The organism is Pseudomonas sp. MWU12-2020 (assembly GCF_023100605.1).
Taxonomy (GTDB): domain Bacteria; phylum Pseudomonadota; class Gammaproteobacteria; order Pseudomonadales; family Pseudomonadaceae; genus Aquipseudomonas; species Aquipseudomonas fluorescens_H.
In genome coordinates, this window is sequence record NZ_JALMEX010000008.1 from 133,744 (window position 1) to 148,184 (window position 14,441).

Sequence of the window (14,441 nt, forward strand, 5' to 3'; positions counted from 1 at the left end):
GTTTATTGCGATTTTCATTTAATTCGAATAACGTTTCAGCATCCTCTATTCAGAATGCTGGAATCCATTATGTCGATTGTCCTTCACCCCTCTCTCAACCTCCCGGTTGAGCGCGAAGTCAAAGCCGCAATCGAAGGCAAACGCGCGCTAGCCGCCTACCTCGCGACTCAATTCGAAACCCAGCACATCCAGATTTTCGATGAGCAAAACCAGGCGCATCAGGTCGAGCTTCCGACGTCGGCACTGCGGCTACTGATGGATATTCTGGCGGAGCTGGCTCAAGGCAACGCCGTCAAAGTCGTACCGGTGCACGCCGAACTGACCACGCAAGAAGCCGCCGATCTGCTCAACGTCTCACGCCCGCACCTGATAAAACTGCTGGAAAGTGGCGAGTTGTCCTACCACAAAACCGGCAAGCACCGACGTGTGCGTTTCGCCGATTTGATGGACTATAAAACCCGGCGCGACACCGCCAGCGAGCAGGCAATGGCGCTTCTCGCGGAGCAGGCACAGGCGTTAAGGACAGGATACGAGTGAGGCATTCCCCTTTCACCGCTGTATACGATGCATGTGTTTTGTACCCCGCCCCGCTTAGAGACTTGCTGATGTGGCTCGCGCTTTCGGGGAGATTTCGAGCCCGATGGACCAAGGAGATTCACGGCGAATGGAAACGCAATTTATTGAAGAACCGAACCGATCTGACGATGGAGCAACTGGATCGCACTTCCGAGCTTATGGATCGTGCGATCCCGGATGCCTGTGTCTACGATTTTGAAGACCTGATCACCGGACTTTCCTTACCCGATACCAACGACCGCCATGTACTGGCTGCAGCCATACGCTGTGGCGCTGGGGTGATCGTGACGTTCAATCTGAAAGATTTTCCCGATGCCTGCCTCGCCCCCTATGGCGTCGAGGCCCAACACCCTGATGAGTTTGTCGAAAACCTGTTTCACCTTGATCCGGCAGCAGTTATCGCTGCAGCGCAACGGCAGCGCCAACAACTGAAATTGCCGCCAATGGAGGTCGAGCCGTTTCTTGACCTTTTGCGGCGCCAAGGATTGGTCGAGTCAGTTCGGGAGCTGAGCACCTACCGTGCGATTCTCTGAATACTCGTTTTGGGAACACCAGATAAACAAACGGCGATCCAGAGATCGCCGTTTGTTTATCACTGCCCGAACTGTTTGCCCAACCCCGGCGGCACACCGTGGATATCGGTGTCTTCCCAGGGGCCGTTGGGGCTGATCGAGCGGCTCCAGCCGTTGTTCCAGCGGAAGTAGGTGCGCTGGCGGTAGAAGGTGTTGGGCTGATCGTCGAGGACATAGACCCCGAGTTGCTGATCCCAGTGGCTGTTGCCACCCGGTGGCGGGGCGAAGCTGGCTGAGGTGCGTGGGACTGGCTTGGACGGTTTGGCCGGGATGCTTTTGCCCGGGGTCGGCGAGGTCGATGGGGTCGGGCTCGGTTGTGACGGCGGGATCGGTGGCAGGCTGGTGGTCGGTTCAGGTCGGTGCACCGCACAGGCGCTCATGCCCAGGGCCATTGTGATGACTGCGATTCGGGCGAGACTGTGCATGGCGGTGCTTTCCTGTGGATGCCGGTGGTTATTGGTCCGGGCTGTCGATGGTCAGTGTTTGCGCCGCGGTGGTGCTGCTGGCCAGAGGGCCGCTGCGACCCACCCACTCCCCGGCGGTCGGTTGACCGGCTCGGGAAATGCGCGCAACCAGTTGGACTTCAGGAAAGTTCGACAGTTTCAACTGCGGCATCATCGCGTCGGCATCGCCCAGTTCGACAGTCACCGGCAGATCCGCCACGGTCAGACGCTTGGCCGCCAGCGGTGCCGGTGGGCCGGAAACGGCACGGGCGAAGATGAACACGCTGTCGCCCGGTTGCACCTTGCCTTTGAGTTCGCTGGCCAGATCGACGTGCACCTTGAGCAGTGTGGCAACCTTGGCAGCCGGCGTGGCGGCGACTTTACCGCCGCTGGCTTGCAGGCGCTCGGTGGCGCGCTCGATCCCGCCTTGCAGCGCGGCGCGGGAGTTGTCGTCCGCCGGCAGTTGCGCCAGCAGGCGGTTCCAGTAGTCGATTGCCTGCTGATAACGCTCACCCTCGAACGCGGCGATGCCGAGCAGGCCGAGGCTGGTGACTTCTTTCGGATCGGCTTTCAGCGCTTCATCGGTCAGGGCCTGGATCTTGTCCGACCACTTCTTGCCGTCAGCAAAGTATTGCGCCTGCGCCCACTGGCCGAGAAGTTCCGGCTGGCGACCGGCCAGGTTGGCGGCGCGCTCGAACATCTTCGCCGCATCCGCCGGACGTTCCTGGGCCATGTAGGTGCGCCCGAGGAAGTACAGGCCTTCCGCCGAATCCGGCTGCGCCGCAACAGCACGCTCCAGCCGTCGGGTCATCTCTTCCATCGACTGCGGTGCCTGGGCAAATTCGCGGGTCAGTTCGACTTTGTCGGCAGCACCGAAATGCAGATACAGCCCCAGCCCCAATACCGGCACCAACACCGCCGCCAGCAGCGGCAACGGCTTGCCCAGTTTCGACACACGCGGTGCGGCAACGCCTTCGGTATCGGCGAGCAGCTCACGCGCCGCTTCCGCGCGACCGCTGTCCATTTGCGCCGCATCGAGTACGCCTTCAGCCTGCTGCGCTTGCAGCTCGGCCACGCGCTCCTGATACAGCGCCACGTTCAGGGCAGTTCGATCCTCTTCACGCTGGGCGCGACGGCCACGCAAAACCGGAATCAGCAGAAAACTCAGGGCGACCAGAAGCAACAGCCCTGCGGCAAGCCAGAAATCAATCATTCTTGGTTTTTATCCAACAGTTGGTCGAGGCGCTGACGCTCTTCGGTGGACAGCGATGGCGGGGTCTCGGTGCGCTGCGCGCGACGCCGGCGAACGATCACTGCGATCACCACCAGACCGCCGAACAACAGGCCGGCCGGGCCGAACCACAGCAGTGCAGTCTTGGCATTGAGCGCCGGTTTGTAACGGACGAAATCACCGTAGCGATCGACCATGAAATCGATGATCTGCTGATTGTCCTTGCCCTCGCCGAGCATGCGGAAAATCTCTTTGCGCAGGTCGGCAGCAATCGGCGCGTTGGAGTCGGCGATGTCCTGGTTCTGGCACTTGGGGCAGCGCAGTTCCTTGGTCAGTTCACGGAAACGCTCGCGATCGCCTTCCTTGGCGAACTCGTAGGTGTCGATCGCGGCATGCGCCACACCGGCCAGACTCAGGCCCAAGACCACGGTAGCGATAAAGCGCTTCATGGCTTGGCCTCATCGACCAGCGCCTGATACTTGGCCGCGAGTTTTTCGCGCCAGACCTGCTCGTCGATCACCCCGACGTACTTGTCGCGGATGATGCCCTTGGCGTCGATGAAGAAGGTTTCCGGCGCGCCGTACACGCCGAGGTTCAGGCCCAGCGAGCCTTCGTCGTCACGAATGTCCAGCAGGTACGGGTTGTGGAATTCGGCCAGCCACTTCAACGCATCGGCGTTGGTGTCCTTGTAGTTGATGCCGTAGATCACCACACCGCGCTCGGCCAGTTTGTTCAGCACCGGGTGCTCGACCCGGCAGGAAATGCACCAGGTGCCCCAGACGTTGACCAGCGCCGGTTTGCCGAGAATGTCAGCCTTGGTCAGGGTCTTGTCGCCCTGCACGCTCGGCAGGCTGAATTCCGGGAAGGGTTTGTTGATCATCGCCGACGGCAGCTCCGCCGGATCGAGGTACAGACCGCGATACAGAAACACCGCCACCAGCAGGAAAATCGCCAGGGGTACCAGCATCAACCAACGTCTCATGCAGCCGCTCCTTGCAGGCCGAGGGCTTCACGCACCTTGGCTTTGACCTTGACTCGATAACGCCGATCCAGCGCCGCCAGCAATCCGCCCAGACCGGTCAGCAGACCGCCGAACCAGATCCAGCGCACGAACGGTTTGACGTGAACCCGCACCGCCCACGCGCCGTTTTCCAGCGGCTCGCCCAGTGCGACGTAGAGATCGCGAGTGAAACCGGCGTCGATCCCGGCCTCGGTCATCATCGAACTCTGCACGGTGTACAGGCGTTTTTCCGGGTGCAGCACGCTGACTTCCTTGCCGTCGCGGATCACCCGGATGGTGCCCTTGTCGGAGGTGAAGTTCGGCCCTTCGAAGTGTTTGGCACCTTCGAAGATGAAGTGATAACCGGCCAGATCCATCGACTCGCCCGGCGCCAGACGCAGGTCGCGTTCGGCACTGTTCTGACTCGACAGCACCACACCGAGGGCGCATACGGCGATGCCGAGGTGAGCGATCTGCATGCCCCAGTAGCTGCGGGTCAGGGTAGGCAGGCCTTTGATCAGGCCCTTGTGGCGAGTCTTGTCGAAGATGTCGCGCACACCGGCGAGCAACACCCACGCGGCGAGCAGGAACGTCGCGATCACCGCCCAGTTGAAATCGCCGTAAGCGATACCGGCCACCACCGCCAATGTGACGCTGCCGAGCAGCACCGGGGTCAGCATGTTCGCCAGCCACTTCACCGGGGTGTCCTTCCAGCGGACGATCACGCCGACCGCCATCACCAGCATCAGCAACGCCATCAGCGGGATGAACAGCGCGTTGAAGTAAGGCGGACCGACCGACAGTTTGGCGCCGCTCAAGGCATCGAGAATCAGCGGATAGAGTGTGCCGAGCAGAATCATCGACGCCGCCACCACCAGCACCAGGTTGTTGCCCAGCAGCAGGGTTTCCCGCGACCACAGATTGAAGCCGACCTGGCTCTTGACCACGGGTGCGCGCAACGCAAACAGCGTCAGCGAACCGCCGACCACGAACAGCAGGAAGATCAGGATGAACACACCGCGTTCAGGATCGGAGGCAAACGCGTGCACCGAAGTCAGCACGCCGGAACGCACGAGGAACGTGCCAAGCAGGCTCAACGAAAATGCGGCAATCGCCAGCAACACCGTCCAGCTCTTGAACACGCCACGCTTTTCCGTGACCGCCAGCGAGTGAATCAACGCGGTGCCGACCAGCCATGGCATGAACGAGGCGTTTTCCACCGGGTCCCAGAACCACCAGCCGCCCCAGCCGAGTTCGTAGTAAGCCCACCACGAACCGAGGGTGATGCCGATGCCGAGGAAGGCCCAGGCGACGATCGTCCACGGCCGCGACCAGCGTGCCCACGCGGCGTCGAGACGACCACCGAGCAGTGCAGCGATGGCGAAGGCGAACGCCACCGAGAAGCCGACGTAACCCATGTAGAGCATCGGCGGATGCACAATCAGGCCGATGTCTTGCAGCAGCGGATTGAGGTCACGACCATCCGCCGGAATCTGCGGCAGAATCCGCGAGAACGGGTTGGAGGTGAGGATCAGAAACAACAGGAAACCGGTGCTGATCATGCCCATCACCGCCAGCACCCGGGCGAGCATGACTTGCGGCAACTGACGGGAGAACACCGACACGGCGAAGGTCCAGCCACCGAGGATCAACGCCCACAGCAACAGCGAGCCTTCGTGGGCGCCCCACACCGCGCTGAACTTGTAGTACCACGGCAAGGCGCTGTTGGAGTTCATCGCCACGTAGGCAACCGAGAAATCGTCGGTCATGAACGCGTAAGTCAGCGCGCCAAAGGCAAACACCAGGAACGCGAACTGGCCCCATGCCGCCGGCTGGGCGAGGCTCATCCACAGACGGTCGCCACGCCAGGCACCGAGCAACGGCACCACGGCCTGCACCAGCGCAAAACACAGCGCCAGAATCATCGCCAGATGACCGAGTTCAGGAATAAACAGTGCAGAAGTCATCGATCAACCCTCCTTCGCTTGGGTCGGTGCCGATTGACCACTGTCTTTCAACGCTTTGGTCACTTCCGGCGGCATGTACTTCTCGTCGTGCTTGGCCAGCACTTCATCGGCCACCACCACGCCGTCCGCGTTGAGCTTGCCCAGGGCGACGATGCCCTGCCCTTCGCGGAACAGATCCGGGAGGATGCCGCGGTAGGTGATGGTCACGGATTTGTTGAAGTCGGTCACGATGAACTTGACGTCCAGCGAGTCCGGCGAACGTTGCAGCGAACCCTTTTCGACCATGCCGCCGGCGCGGATGCGCGTGTCGTGCGGGGCTTCGCCGTTGGCGATCTGGGTTGGCGTGTAAAACAGGTTGATGTTTTCCTGCAGGGCGCTGAGAGCCAGGCCGACGGCAGCGCCGACCCCGACCAGAATCGCCAGAATGATGATCAGACGTTTTTTGCGCAGCGGATTCACTTGCCGTTCTCCCGGCGCAGACGACGCGCCTCTTGTTGCAGATAGCGCTTGCGGGCCGCAATCGGTGCGACCACGTTGAGGATCAGCACCGCCAGACAGATGCCGTAGGCCGACCAGACATACAGGCCGTGATGGCCCATGGCGAGGAAGTCGCCGAATGAAGCGAAACTCATCGCGCAGCCTCCAGACTGTTCTGCACTTCTTCTTTCACCCAACTGGCGCGAGCTTCGCGCTTGAGCACTTCAAGGCGCATGCGCAGCAACAGCACCGCACCGAAGAAGCAGTAGAACCCCAGCACCGTCAGCAGCAGCGGCAGCCACATTTCGGCGGGCATCGCCGGTTTTTCGGTGAGGGTGAAGGTCGCGCCCTGGTGCAGGGTGTTCCACCACTCCACCGAGTATTTGATGATCGGAATGTTGATCACCCCGACGATCGCCAGTACCGCGCAGGCCTTGGCGGCGCTGTCACGGTTGCTGATGGCATTGCCCAGCGCGATCACCCCGAAATACAGGAACAGCAGAATCAGCATCGACGTCAGCCGCGCATCCCAGACCCACCACGAACCCCAGGTCGGCTTGCCCCAGATCGCCCCGGTAACCAGCGCCACCGCGGTCATCCATGCGCCGATCGGTGCCGCACATTGCAGCGCGACGTCAGCCAGTTTCATCTTCCACACCAGCCCGACCACGCCGCACACCGCCAGCATCACGTAGATCGACTGCGCGAGCATCGCCGCAGGCACGTGGATGTAGATGATGCGGAAGCTGTTGCCCTGCTGATAATCCGGCGGCGCGAAGGCCAAGCCCCAGACGACGCCAACGCTGATCAACAGCAACGCGGCAATGCTCAGCCACGGCAGAAACCGGCTGCTGATGCCGTAGAACCACTTGGGCGAGCCGAGCTTGTGAAACCAGGTCCAGTTCATACTGTTTCCATCACGGGTGCCGCTCATCGGTGTGAGCGGTCTCAGGGTCTTTGCTGGTTAAATTTTAACCAGACCTCATTATTCGCCGACGCTGATCTTCAGGCCAGCAGCTATTGCAAAAGGTGTCAGGGTGATCGCCAGGGCGGTCAGGCTACCCAGCCACAGCAGATACCCGGTCGCCGGCATGCCTTGCAAGGCGGCCTGCAAGGCGCCACTGCCAAGGATCAACACCGGGATGTACAACGGCAGAATCAGCAACGCCAGCAACAGGCCACCGCGTTTCAAACCGACCGTCAGCGCCGCGCCCACCGCGCCGAGCAAGCTCAACACCGGTGTACCCAGCAGCAACGACAACAGCAACACCGGCAGGCAGGCGACCGGCAACCCGAGCATCAACGCCAGCAACGGCGAGAGCAGAACCAGTGCCAGTCCCGAGAACAACCAGTGTGCCAGCACCTTGGCCAGCACCAATAGGGGCAGCGGATGCGGCGAAAGGACCCACTGTTCCAGGGAGCCATCTTCGAAATCACTGCGAAACAGTCCGTCCAGCGAGAGCAGGACCGACAACAGCGCGGCCACCCAGACTAACCCCGGGGACAGGTTTTGCAAGACTTGAGTTTCCGGGCCGACGGCCAGCGGGAACAAAGCGATGACAATGGCGAAGAAAATCAGCGGATTGGCCAGTTCCGCCGGGCGACGAAACAGCAGACGGGACTCACGGGCAACCAGCAGGCCGAACACACTCATACTGCCCAGTTCCCCAGATCGATATCGCGATAACCGGCCGGCATCCGGCTCAGCGTGTGGTGCGTGGTCAACACCACCAGACCGCCGCGTTCACAGTGCCCGGCCAGGTGTTCTTCAAGTTGCGCCACACCCTGTTTGTCGAGCGCGGTGAATGGCTCGTCGAGAATCCACAACGGCGGGCTGTCCAGATACAACCGCGACAGGGCCACGCGGCGTTGCTGACCGGCGGACAGGGTGTGGCAGGGAACATCTTCGAAACCGCGCAATCCTACGGCAGCCAATGCCTGCCAGATCGCCTCGCGCTCGGCCGGCCGATGCAGGGCGCAGAGCCAGGACAGGTTCTCCTCCGGGGTCAGCAGGTCCTTGATCCCGGCGGCGTGGCCGATCCACAACAGGTTGCGCGCCAGTTCGCTCGGCTGTGCGGTCAAGGGCTGGCCGTTGAGCAGCACCTGACCGCTGGTCGGCTGCATCAACCCGGACAACAGGCGCAGCAGACTGGTCTTGCCGCTGCCGTTGGGGCCGCTGATCTGCACCATATCGCCACTGGCCAGTCGCAATTCGAGATTTTCGAAGAGCAGCCGCAGGTCTCGCTCACAGGCAAGGGCAACGGTTTGCAGGACAGGACTGGTCAAGGGATCACGGGCCTTATACGGTTCAAGTCGGCTCTGGCGCGGCCGTTAAAGAGATGCAGGATAAATGCAATGACGGTGCGAATCAGAGAGCTGGATCAAACAATTGCTATGTTTTCTGAACGAAGCGCAAGACGCGCGGCATTATACATGGCGTGCCTTACTCCCAAGCGTGCAATTTCCTCAGGTTGTGTCCGCGTATGACAGGTGAAATGAACATCCTCCCGCTCCCGCCTACCACCCCGGCGAACGCGCGTCCGCTGGTGATGAGCGGTGAATTGCTCAAGCTGCTGACCCCGGTCGAAGGCTTGATCGGCGCCGGGCAAAGCGCGCAGGCCGAGGTGTTGTCACTCAAACAGGCGGATCAGACCTTTCAACTGCTGCTGAAGGTGACCGTCGACGGCGGCCGGCAGACCACCGTGCAAGCGACCAGCACCCTGCCGCTGCCGACCGGCACCAACCTTGCCGTCACCCAGCCGTCGGCGGGCAATCTGGCGATCACCGTGCAACAGGCGATTGCCAGCAGCGTCGCCGCCCTCACCCGCATTGATACGGCGCAGTTGCCGGTCGGCACGTTGCTGCAAGGCAAGGTGCTGACCTCGCAGACACTACCGCAAGTGCCGGGGCAGCCGACGGTGTACCGCTCGCTGGTGAGCCTGCTCAACACCGCGCAGAGCGGTGCCACGCTGGATATCGACAGCCCGACGCCGTTGCGCATCGGCACCCTGCTCTCGGCACTGGTGGAAGACTCGCAAACCCTCAAGTTCGTGCCACTGAGCAGCCGCCAGGAGCAATTGGCGGTGAGCCAGCAACTGCTCGGCCAGCAGAGTCGCCAGGGTTCGCTGGACGGTTTGCTCAACGCCTTGCAAAACCTGCCGAGCGACGACGATCAGACCTCGCAGGACCTGCGCGCAGCCGTCGTACGCCTGCTCGCCAACCTGCCCGACGTGCAGCAGATGAGCACCGCCAAAGGCGTCGCCCTGGCCCTGGCCGGCAGCGGCGCCTTTCTCGAAGCCAAACTGCTGACCGGACAGAATCCCGCGCTGGCCCCGGACATGAAAGCCGATCTGCTCAAGCTGATCGCACAGCTGTCACCGGGGGCGCCGGGCAATGCCAGTTTCAACGCGATCATCGCCGCCAACACCCTGGCGCAAGCGCTGCCGAGCTTCGTGCGCAACGCCCTCGGCACCCTCGGCCAGGTCAGCGCCAAACCGCTGCCGAGCAGTTTCCCGCTGCCCGACCGCCTGCTGCAAAGCCTCGAAGGCGAAGGCGATCTGGAACATCTGCTGCGCCTCGCCGCGGCAGCCGTGTCGCGCCTGCAAAGCCATCAACTGTCGAGCCTGGAACAGACCGGGCTCACCGACGATGGTCGCCTGCTCAGTACCTGGCAGCTGGAAATCCCCATGCGCAACTTGCAGGACATCGTGCCGCTGCAGGTCAAGTTCCAACGTGAAGAAGCGCCGGAAAGAGAACCGCAACCCAACGAACGCCGTGACGAGCGCGAGCCCAAACAACAGCTGTGGCGCGTCGATCTGGCCTTTGACATGGAGCCGCTGGGACCGATGCAGATTCAGGCGCAGTTGATTGCCGGCAGCCTGTCGAGCCAGCTCTGGGCCGAACGCCCGTACACCGCCGACCTGATCGAAACCAATCTGTTCGCGCTGCGCCAGCGCCTGCTTGATCGCGGCCTGAATGTCGGCGATCTCGACTGCCACCTCGGCACGCCGCCGCAAGGCAACCACACCCGCCTCGAACACCGCTGGGTCGACGAAACCGCATGAACGATTCCACTGCTCCACGCCAGGCCATCGCCCTCAAATACGACGGCAACCATGCCCCGACCCTCACCGCCAAGGGCGACGAGGAACTGGCCGAAGAAATCCTGCGCATTGCCCGCGACTGTGAAGTGCCGATCTATGAAAACGCCGAGCTGGTGCGGCTGTTGGCGCGCATGGAACTGGGCGACAGCATTCCCGAGGAGCTGTACCGCACGATTGCCGAGATCATCGCGTTTGCATGGAACCTGAAGGGGAAATTCCCCGAGGGACAGGACCCGGATGCGCCGATGGTCGAGAAGGACGTTACCGAACGCGGGGATGATTACTGAGGTTTCGAGGGCCCCTTCGCGAGCAAGCCCGCTCCCACATTTGATCGCATTCCTCCAATAGGATCGCGGTCGAATGTGGGAGCGGGCTTGCTCGCGAATGGCGATTTCCGCTTTAGAGCAAAAATCAGCTTCTGTGCAACTTGCGCATCAACTCCGCCTCAGCCTGGGTCAAGCCACAGGACTGAGTCAGCTCATCGACGCTCGCGCCCATCCCCACCAGTTTCGCCGCCTGGGCGAACGACAGGCTCGACGGGTCGCGCTGTTCCAGCGCGACAATCTTGTCCGGCAACGGACCGACCACCGAGCGCAGCTCGTGCAGGGCTTCGCCCATGCGCACGTTGCCGTTCTGGTAATCGTCGACGCGCTTGGCCAGGTCCTTGATGCGCTGATCACGCAGCGCATCGCCCTGGGCCTGCTGCGCAGCGATGACCTTTTGCGCCTTGATGTACGCCAGAAACATTGCCAGCGTGCCTGCCCAGAAGAGGAACAGGACAATGACCGCTACCTCGAGAATCAATCAGATGCTCTCCAGTTCCGACCATTCTTCTTCGCTCATCATCTTGTCCAGCTCGACCAGGATCAGCAACTCGTTGTTCTTGTTGCACACGCCCTGGATGAACTTGGCCGATTCTTCGTTACCGACGTTCGGCGCGGTCTCGATTTCCGACTGACGCAGGTAAACCACTTCAGCCACGCTGTCGACCATGATCCCGACCACTTGCTTGTCGGCTTCGATGATGACGATACGGGTGTTGTCGCTGATCTCGCCGCTGTTCAGGCCGAAGCGCTGACGGGTGTCGATCACGGTGACCACGTTACCGCGCAGGTTGATGATGCCCAGCACGTAACTTGGCGCACCCGGAACCGGCGCGATCTCGGTGTAGCGCAGGACTTCCTGAACGCGCATCACGTTGATGCCGTAGGTTTCGTTGTCCAGCTTGAAGGTCACCCATTGCAGGATCGGATCTTCAGAACCTTTTGCATTCGTCGCCTGACTACTCATACCCTGACCCCTCGAAAAAACCGCACTGGGCGGTGTGTGTTCTGTGTGGAGGCATTGAAAAATGCCTTCGCCTGACTGTTATGTCGGCTGCTATGTCGATTTATGTAGCGGCTTGTGGCCGCCCAAATGCTTTGCCCCACCACTGGCGATCAACTCGGCCAGCGCGGCTACATCAAGCAATGCACACATGTGCTCAATCACCGTGCCGGCGAGCCATGGCCGCTGACCCCGGTGACTTCTCCATTTGATTTCATTCGGGTCCAGGCGCAACGAGCGGCTGACCTGATGCACCGCCAGGCCCCACTCGTAACCTTGTACCGAAATCACGTACTGCAGGCCCTGACGGAAGTCATCGCGGTAGCGATCCGGCATGACCCAACGCGCGGTATCCAATACTTTGAGATTGCCGGCCTGGCTCGGCAGAATCCCGAGGAACCATTCCGGCTGACCGAACAGCGGCGTCAACTCGTGGCCGGCCAGCGAATAGATCGAACCCAGGCACACCAGCGGCACGGCCAGGGTCAGCCCGGCGACATCGAACAACAGGCATTCGAAGGCTTCCGAAGCCCAGGCCGGACGGCCATCGGTCTCCACCGGTGGCGGCGTGTTGCTCGGCGGCAGATGCACTTCTACAACCGGCGGCACCAGTGTTTGCTCCACGGGTGCCGGCGCAACCGGCGCAGGTTCGGCCACGACCGGTTCCGGCGCGGTTTTCAGCAATTGGGTTTGCAACAGCGGTGCGAGGGTCGAAACCGTTGCGCGCACCGGCGCTGACTCTTCAATCAATGCGACAGGTGCCTTGGCCACTGGCGCGGCGGCAGACGCAACCATCGGTGCGGCAGGTTTGGCAGCTTTCTGCGCATCACGCGCCTGCTCTTCAAGCACCGCCGCCTGGAATTCATCCAGCGCCGCAGCGCTTTCGACCACCTCGACCGGCGCCTCGACCTGCACTTCCACTGGCGGCAACTCGTCAGGGATTTCCTGCAGCAAGCTATCCAGATACGACTGCAACGCCAGTTGCGGGCGCGACGTCAGTTTGATCGGCCGGTTCATGCTCAAGCCACCTGCGGAACAAGTTGTTGCGCCAGCAGATGCTTGAGCAGCGCGCGGTAAGCCAGCACGCCACGGCTCTTGCCGTCAAACTGCGAAGGTGTGACACCGGCCCGGCTGGCGTCGCGCAGACGGGTATCGACCGGGATGTAACCCTGCCAGATCTCTTCGGGGAATTTGTCACGCAGCACGCGCAAGGTACCCAGCGACGCCTGCGTACGGCGGTCGAACAGGGTCGGCACGATGCTGAACGGCAGCGCCTGTTTGCGCGAGCGGTTGATCATCGCCAGGGTGTTGACCATGCGTTCCAGGCCTTTGACGGCCAGGTGCTCGGTCTGCACCGGGATCACCAGTTGCTGGCTCGCGGCCAGGGCGTTGACCATCAGCACGCCGAGCAACGGCGGGCTGTCGATGATCGCGTAATCGAAGTCCTGCCACAGCTGCGCCAGACTCTTGGCGATCACCAGGCCCAGACCACTCTGCCCCGGCGACTGGCGCTCAAGGGTGGCGAGTGCGGTACTCGACGGCAACAGGGAAATACGTTCGTCGCTGGTCGACAGCAGCAACTGTCCGGGCAAGCCTTGCGGCACGCTGCCCTTGTGCAGAAACAGGTCGTAGTTGCTGTGTTCCAGGCTGTCGGGGTCGTAGCCGAAATAGCTGGTCATCGAGCCGTGCGGGTCGAGATCGACCACAACCACGCGCTTGCCCGCCTCCGCCAGCAATCCGGCTAAAGCGATGGAAGATGTGGTTTTACCGACACCACCCTTTTGATTGGCGACTGCCCAGACTCTCATTCGGTTCGTTCCTCCCGGCCGAGATGCTCGACCGAGACATAGCTCAGCGTATTAATGCGGGTGACGGAGAATTGACGGCACTCTCGCGTCCCGGCGTCTTGACCGGGGTCGGTGCAGTTTGTGTGCCAGCGCGCTTCAATGCCGCGTCCGGTTGCGCATTGGCGGTTCCGGTTCCGGTCAGACTGCGGCGCACATCGAGGTTGCGCGACACCACCAGCACCACGCGACGGTTTTTCGCCCGGCCTTCGGCGGTGGCATTGTTGGCCACCGGCTGAAACTCACCGTAACCCACCGAGGCCAGACGACCAGGGTTCACACCCTGCATCGCGAGCATGCGCACGATGCTCGCCGAACGCGCCGAGGACAGTTCCCAGTTGGTCGGGTACTGCGCGGTGCGGATCGGCTGATCGTCGGTGAAGCCTTCGACATGGATCGGGTTGTCGAACGGTTTGAGGATCGCCGCGACCTTGTCGATGATGTTGAAGGCGATGTCGCTCGGCATCGCGTCGCCGCTGCCGAACAACAGGCTGGAATTGAGTTCGATCTCGACCCACAACTCGTTGCCGCGCACGGTCATCTGGTTGGAGGCGATCAAGTCGCCGAACGCGGCACTGATGTCATCGGCAATGCTTTTCAGCGGATCGCTGGCACCGGCGATACCGGCATCAACCTGCTCGCTGTCCTTGACCAACGGCTTGGCCGGGGTCACGGTTTTCGGGCGTTCCTCACCGATCGGGATCGGTTTGAGCGAGCGATCGGAGTCGGTGAAAACCCCGATCAGCGCTTCGGAAATGACCTTGTACTTGCCTTCGTTGATCGACGAGATCGAGTACATCACCACGAAGAACGCGAACAACAACGTGATGAAATCCGCGTAGGACACGAGCCAGCGCTCGTGATTAACGTGTTCTTCCTGATGCCTGCGGCGAGCCATAGTC

General features: G+C 61.7%; 19 protein-coding genes. 4 read left to right on the top strand and 15 right to left on the bottom strand.

Annotated features, from left to right (window positions below; genetic code table 11):
* The first annotated feature begins 69 nt into the window (after positions 1–69).
* Entirely contained in the window at positions 70–537 is a 468-nt protein-coding gene (locus tag M0814_RS19145) for a helix-turn-helix domain-containing protein (protein ID WP_103484788.1), read from the top strand.
* Positions 534–1,109 carry a PIN domain-containing protein gene (locus M0814_RS19150; RefSeq protein ID WP_103484789.1) on the top strand — a complete coding sequence of 192 codons (576 nt, stop codon included), beginning with the start codon at positions 534–536 and terminating at the stop codon, positions 1,107–1,109. The genes M0814_RS19145 and M0814_RS19150 overlap by 4 nt, the downstream gene beginning before the upstream one ends.
* A 59-nt stretch (positions 1,110–1,168) precedes the next feature.
* On the opposite strand, the gene M0814_RS19155 is transcribed toward M0814_RS19150, so the two are convergent.
* The 10 genes from M0814_RS19155 to ccmA all read right to left on the bottom strand — a co-directional run bounded on the left by M0814_RS19155 (position 1,169) and on the right by ccmA (position 8,552).
* Positions 1,169–1,573 carry a hypothetical protein gene (locus tag M0814_RS19155; protein WP_003222950.1) on the bottom strand — a complete coding sequence of 135 codons (405 nt, stop codon included), beginning with the start codon at positions 1,571–1,573 and terminating at the stop codon, positions 1,169–1,171.
* 28 nt (positions 1,574–1,601) lie between these two features.
* Entirely contained in the window at positions 1,602–2,804 is a 1,203-nt protein-coding gene (gene ccmI / locus M0814_RS19160; protein ID WP_103484790.1) for a c-type cytochrome biogenesis protein CcmI, read from the bottom strand.
* Positions 2,801–3,271: a cytochrome c-type biogenesis protein gene (locus tag M0814_RS19165; RefSeq protein ID WP_103484791.1), complete on the bottom strand. Its 471-nt coding sequence runs from the start codon at positions 3,269–3,271 to the stop codon at positions 2,801–2,803. The genes ccmI and M0814_RS19165 overlap by 4 nt, the downstream gene beginning before the upstream one ends.
* Positions 3,268–3,804 carry a DsbE family thiol:disulfide interchange protein gene (locus M0814_RS19170; protein WP_003222947.1) on the bottom strand — a complete coding sequence of 179 codons (537 nt, stop codon included), beginning with the start codon at positions 3,802–3,804 and terminating at the stop codon, positions 3,268–3,270. The genes M0814_RS19165 and M0814_RS19170 overlap by 4 nt, the downstream gene beginning before the upstream one ends.
* A complete protein-coding gene (locus tag M0814_RS19175; protein ID WP_103484792.1) occupies positions 3,801–5,789 on the bottom strand; it encodes a heme lyase CcmF/NrfE family subunit in 1,989 nt (662 codons plus the stop codon). Before M0814_RS19175 ends, M0814_RS19170 begins: the two co-directional genes overlap by 4 nt.
* A 3-nt stretch (positions 5,790–5,792) precedes the next feature.
* Positions 5,793–6,248 (bottom strand): cytochrome c maturation protein CcmE, encoded by a 456-nt coding sequence (gene ccmE / locus M0814_RS19180; RefSeq protein ID WP_003222945.1) that lies wholly within the window; start codon positions 6,246–6,248, stop codon positions 5,793–5,795.
* Positions 6,245–6,421 carry a heme exporter protein CcmD gene (ccmD, locus tag M0814_RS19185; RefSeq protein ID WP_003222944.1) on the bottom strand — a complete coding sequence of 59 codons (177 nt, stop codon included), beginning with the start codon at positions 6,419–6,421 and terminating at the stop codon, positions 6,245–6,247. The genes ccmE and ccmD overlap by 4 nt, the downstream gene beginning before the upstream one ends.
* Positions 6,418–7,173 carry a heme ABC transporter permease gene (locus tag M0814_RS19190; RefSeq protein WP_003222943.1) on the bottom strand — a complete coding sequence of 252 codons (756 nt, stop codon included), beginning with the start codon at positions 7,171–7,173 and terminating at the stop codon, positions 6,418–6,420. Before M0814_RS19190 ends, ccmD begins: the two co-directional genes overlap by 4 nt.
* Positions 7,174–7,251: 78 nt before the next feature.
* Complete coding sequence (gene ccmB / locus M0814_RS19195) at positions 7,252–7,920, bottom strand: heme exporter protein CcmB (RefSeq protein WP_003222942.1); 669 nt, start codon at positions 7,918–7,920, stop codon at positions 7,252–7,254.
* Complete coding sequence (gene ccmA, locus M0814_RS19200) at positions 7,917–8,552, bottom strand: cytochrome c biogenesis heme-transporting ATPase CcmA (RefSeq protein ID WP_003222941.1); 636 nt, start codon at positions 8,550–8,552, stop codon at positions 7,917–7,919. Before ccmA ends, ccmB begins: the two co-directional genes overlap by 4 nt.
* Before the next feature lie 197 nt (positions 8,553–8,749).
* On the opposite strand from ccmA, the gene M0814_RS19205 reads away from it, so the two are divergent.
* On the top strand, positions 8,750–10,330 hold the full coding sequence (locus M0814_RS19205) for a flagellar hook-length control protein FliK (RefSeq protein WP_103484793.1): 1,581 nt from the start codon (positions 8,750–8,752) through the stop codon (positions 10,328–10,330).
* Positions 10,327–10,656 (top strand): EscU/YscU/HrcU family type III secretion system export apparatus switch protein, encoded by a 330-nt coding sequence (locus M0814_RS19210; RefSeq protein WP_003222939.1) that lies wholly within the window; start codon positions 10,327–10,329, stop codon positions 10,654–10,656. Before M0814_RS19205 ends, M0814_RS19210 begins: the two co-directional genes overlap by 4 nt.
* A gap of 124 nt (positions 10,657–10,780) precedes the next feature.
* Here M0814_RS19210 and M0814_RS19215 read toward each other — a convergent pair whose 3' ends face one another.
* The 5 genes from M0814_RS19215 to motD form a co-directional block, all read right to left on the bottom strand.
* Positions 10,781–11,173, bottom strand: a complete 393-nt coding sequence (locus tag M0814_RS19215) for a DUF2802 domain-containing protein (RefSeq protein ID WP_003222938.1) — start codon at positions 11,171–11,173, stop codon at positions 10,781–10,783.
* Positions 11,174–11,659, bottom strand: a complete 486-nt coding sequence (locus M0814_RS19220) for a chemotaxis protein CheW (RefSeq protein ID WP_003222936.1) — start codon at positions 11,657–11,659, stop codon at positions 11,174–11,176.
* Between the two features lie 90 nt (positions 11,660–11,749).
* On the bottom strand, positions 11,750–12,712 hold the full coding sequence (locus M0814_RS19225) for a CheW domain-containing protein (RefSeq protein WP_103484794.1): 963 nt from the start codon (positions 12,710–12,712) through the stop codon (positions 11,750–11,752).
* Positions 12,713–12,714: 2 nt separating this feature from the next.
* Positions 12,715–13,503: a ParA family protein gene (locus M0814_RS19230; RefSeq protein WP_003222933.1), complete on the bottom strand. Its 789-nt coding sequence runs from the start codon at positions 13,501–13,503 to the stop codon at positions 12,715–12,717.
* A gap of 43 nt (positions 13,504–13,546) precedes the next feature.
* Positions 13,547–14,437, bottom strand: a complete 891-nt coding sequence (gene motD, locus M0814_RS19235) for a flagellar motor protein MotD (RefSeq protein WP_003222931.1) — start codon at positions 14,435–14,437, stop codon at positions 13,547–13,549.
* Between the last annotated feature and the right edge of the window lie 4 nt (positions 14,438–14,441).

Coding starts and splice junctions, on each gene's coding strand:
- ccmB (WP_003222942.1), bottom strand. CDS start 7,920: ATGAGTGTGTTCGGCCTGCTGGTTGCCCGTGAGTCCCGTCTGCTGTTT.
- M0814_RS19205 (WP_103484793.1), top strand. CDS start 8,750: ATGACAGGTGAAATGAACATCCTCCCGCTCCCGCCTACCACCCCGGCG.
- motD (WP_003222931.1), bottom strand. CDS start 14,437: ATGGCTCGCCGCAGGCATCAGGAAGAACACGTTAATCACGAGCGCTGG.
- M0814_RS19225 (WP_103484794.1), bottom strand. CDS start 12,712: ATGAACCGGCCGATCAAACTGACGTCGCGCCCGCAACTGGCGTTGCAG.
- M0814_RS19145 (WP_103484788.1), top strand. CDS start 70: ATGTCGATTGTCCTTCACCCCTCTCTCAACCTCCCGGTTGAGCGCGAA.
- M0814_RS19170 (WP_003222947.1), bottom strand. CDS start 3,804: ATGAGACGTTGGTTGATGCTGGTACCCCTGGCGATTTTCCTGCTGGTG.
- M0814_RS19230 (WP_003222933.1), bottom strand. CDS start 13,503: ATGAGAGTCTGGGCAGTCGCCAATCAAAAGGGTGGTGTCGGTAAAACC.
- M0814_RS19175 (WP_103484792.1), bottom strand. CDS start 5,789: ATGACTTCTGCACTGTTTATTCCTGAACTCGGTCATCTGGCGATGATT.
- M0814_RS19210 (WP_003222939.1), top strand. CDS start 10,327: ATGAACGATTCCACTGCTCCACGCCAGGCCATCGCCCTCAAATACGAC.
- ccmD (WP_003222944.1), bottom strand. CDS start 6,421: ATGAGTTTCGCTTCATTCGGCGACTTCCTCGCCATGGGCCATCACGGC.
- M0814_RS19165 (WP_103484791.1), bottom strand. CDS start 3,271: ATGAAGCGCTTTATCGCTACCGTGGTCTTGGGCCTGAGTCTGGCCGGT.
- M0814_RS19190 (WP_003222943.1), bottom strand. CDS start 7,173: ATGAACTGGACCTGGTTTCACAAGCTCGGCTCGCCCAAGTGGTTCTAC.
- M0814_RS19220 (WP_003222936.1), bottom strand. CDS start 11,659: ATGAGTAGTCAGGCGACGAATGCAAAAGGTTCTGAAGATCCGATCCTG.
- M0814_RS19155 (WP_003222950.1), bottom strand. CDS start 1,573: ATGCACAGTCTCGCCCGAATCGCAGTCATCACAATGGCCCTGGGCATG.
- ccmI (WP_103484790.1), bottom strand. CDS start 2,804: ATGATTGATTTCTGGCTTGCCGCAGGGCTGTTGCTTCTGGTCGCCCTG.